The sequence below is a fragment of the Enterococcus alishanensis genome (genome assembly GCF_019218635.1).
GTDB classification, from domain to species: domain Bacteria; phylum Bacillota; class Bacilli; order Lactobacillales; family Enterococcaceae; genus Enterococcus_A; species Enterococcus_A alishanensis.
In genome coordinates, this window is sequence record NZ_JAHUZB010000021.1 from 1 (window position 1) to 3,273 (window position 3,273).

Consider the following 3,273-nt stretch of genomic DNA (forward strand, 5'->3'; position numbering starts at 1 on the left):
TCGTTCATTGAAAACTGGATACAAAAAACAAACCAAAAATTTTTAAAACAAACCGAGAACACCGCGTTGAATGAGTTTTTTAATAGTTCAATTGCTTATTTTTTATTTATTGGAACTCTATCGCTAGAGGGAAGATAAAGACCCAACCGTAAGGTTGATAAGGTTAAGTGAATAAGGGCGCACGGTGGATGCCTTGGCACTAGGAGCCGATGAAGGACGGGACTAACACCGATATGCTTCGGGGAGCTGTAAGTAAGCTTTGATCCGGAGATTTCCGAATGGGGAAACCCAGCATCTTTAACAGGATGTTACTGTTCAGTGAATACATAGCTGAATGGAGGTAGACGCAGAGAACTGAAACATCTAAGTACCTGCAGGAAGAGAAAGAAAAATCGATTCCCTGAGTAGCGGCGAGCGAAACGGGAAAAGCCCAAACCAAGAGGCTTGCCTCTTGGGGTTGTAGGACTCCGATATGGTAGTTGATTGAAATAATCGAAGGACCTGGAAAGGTCTGCGAGACAGGGTAAAAGCCCCGTAGATGAAATTTGAATCACACCTAGGAGGATCCTGAGTACGGCGGAACACGAGGAATTCCGTCGGAATCCGGGAGGACCATCTCCCAAGGCTAAATACTCCCTAGTGACCGATAGTGAACCAGTACCGTGAGGGAAAGGTGAAAAGCACCCCGGAAGGGGAGTGAAATAGATCCTGAAACCGTGTGCCTACAACAAGTCAAAGCCCGTTAATGGGTGATGGCGTGCCTTTTGTAGAATGAACCGGCGAGTTACGATCCCATGCGAGGTTAAGTCGAAGAGACGGAGCCGTAGCGAAAGCGAGTCTGAATAGGGCGAATGAGTATGTGGTCGTAGACCCGAAACCATGTGATCTACCCATGTCCAGGTTGAAGGTGCGGTAAAACGCACTGGAGGACCGAACCCACGTACGTTGAAAAGTGCGGGGATGAGGTGTGGGTAGCGGAGAAATTCCAAACGAACTTGGAGATAGCTGGTTCTCTCCGAAATAGCTTTAGGGCTAGCCTCAGAGTAAGAATGATGGAGGTAGAGCACTGTTTGGACTAGGGGCCCATCTCGGGTTACCGAATTCAGATAAACTCCGAATGCCATACATTTATCTCTGGGAGTCAGACTGTGAGTGATAAGATCCATAGTCGAAAGGGAAACAGCCCAGACCACCAGCTAAGGTCCCAAAATATATGTTAAGTGGAAAAGGATGTGGGGTTGCACAGACAACTAGGATGTTGGCTTAGAAGCAGCCACCATTTAAAGAGTGCGTAATAGCTCACTAGTCGAGTGACCCTGCGCCGAAAATGTACCGGGGCTAAACATATTACCGAAGCTGTGGATTACACCTTAGGGTGTAATGGTAGGAGAGCGTTCTAAGGGCGTTGAAGGTAGACCGTGAGGACTGCTGGAGCGCTTAGAAGTGAGAATGCCGGTATGAGTAGCGAAAGACAGGTGAGAATCCTGTCCACCGTATGACTAAGGTTTCCTGGGGAAGGCTCGTCCGCCCAGGGTTAGTCGGGACCTAAGCCGAGGCCGAAAGGCGTAGGCGATGGATAACAGGTTGATATTCCTGTACTCGTTGTTTTTGTTTGAGCAATGGAGGGACGCAGTAGGCTAAGAAATCAGACGATTGGAAATGTCTGTCTAAGCAATGAGTCTTAAGATGAGTCAAATGCTTATCTTTCTAAGGACAAGTTGTGATGGGGAGGGAAATACAAGTACCGAAGTTTCTGATGTCACACTGCCAAGAAAAGCTTCTAGTGAGAAAACAATGACCCGTACCGTAAACCGACACAGGTAGTCGAGGAGAGTATCCTAAGGTGAGCGAGCGAACTCTCGTTAAGGAACTCGGCAAAATGACCCCGTAACTTCGGGAGAAGGGGTGCTGATCTAACGATCAGCCGCAGTGAATAGGCCCAAGCGACTGTTTATCAAAAACACAGGTCTCTGCAAAATCGAAAGATGAAGTATAGGGGCTGACGCCTGCCCGGTGCTGGAAGGTTAAGAGGAGTGCTTAGCGTAAGCGAAGGTACGAATTGAAGCCCCAGTAAACGGCGGCCGTAACTATAACGGTCCTAAGGTAGCGAAATTCCTTGTCGGGTAAGTTCCGACCCGCACGAAAGGCGTAACGATTTGGGCACTGTCTCAACGAGAGACTCGGTGAAATTTTAGTACCTGTGAAGATGCAGGTTACCCGCGACAGGACGGAAAGACCCCATGGAGCTTTACTGCAGTTTGATATTGAGTGTCTGTACCACATGTACAGGATAGGTAGGAGCCGTAGAAGTCGGGACGCTAGTTTCGACGGAGGCAATGGTGGGATACTACCCTTGTGTTATGGCCACTCTAACCCGCATCACTAATCGTGATGGGAGACAGTGTCAGATGGGCAGTTTGACTGGGGCGGTCGCCTCCTAAAGAGTAACGGAGGCGCCCAAAGGTTCCCTCAGAATGGTTGGAAATCATTCGCAGAGTGTAAAGGCACAAGGGAGCTTGACTGCGAGACCTACAAGTCGAGCAGGGACGAAAGTCGGGCTTAGTGATCCGGTGGTTCCGCATGGAAGGGCCATCGCTCAACGGATAAAAGCTACCCTGGGGATAACAGGCTTATCTCCCCCAAGAGTCCACATCGACGGGGAGGTTTGGCACCTCGATGTCGGCTCGTCGCATCCTGGGGCTGTAGTCGGTCCCAAGGGTTGGGCTGTTCGCCCATTAAAGCGGCACGCGAGCTGGGTTCAGAACGTCGTGAGACAGTTCGGTCCCTATCCGTCGCGGGCGTTGGAAATTTGAGAGGATCTGTCCTTAGTACGAGAGGACCGGGATGGACTTACCGCTGGTGTACCAGTTGTCTTGCCAAAGGCATCGCTGGGTAGCTATGTAGGGAAGGGATAAACGCTGAAAGCATCTAAGTGTGAAGCCCACCTCAAGATGAGATTTCCCATTTCTTAAAGAAAGTAAGATCCCTGAGAGAAGATCAGGTAGATAGGTCAGAAGTGGAAGTGCAGTGATGTACGGAGCGGACTGATACTAATCGATCGAGGACTTAACCAAGATAAAATGGACTCGGAAGTTAAAAAAAGATGGAATGTTTTTTGATCCAGTTTTGAGTGAGCGAAGTTTACTCAACTAAATAGTGTGGTGGCGATAGCAAGAAGGATACACCTGTTCCCATGTCGAACACAGAAGTTAAGCTTTTTAGCGCCGATCGTAGTGAGGGGTTGCCCCTTGTGAGAGTAGGACGTCGCCACGC

General features: G+C 49.2%; 2 rRNA genes. Both read left to right on the top strand.

Annotation, left to right across the window (positions count from 1 at the left end):
* Positions 1-161 precede the first annotated feature (161 nt).
* Positions 162-3,074 (top strand): 23S ribosomal RNA (locus tag KUA55_RS18020).
* An 83-nt stretch (positions 3,075-3,157) separates the two neighbouring features.
* Positions 3,158-3,273, top strand: a 5S ribosomal RNA gene (gene rrf / locus KUA55_RS18025).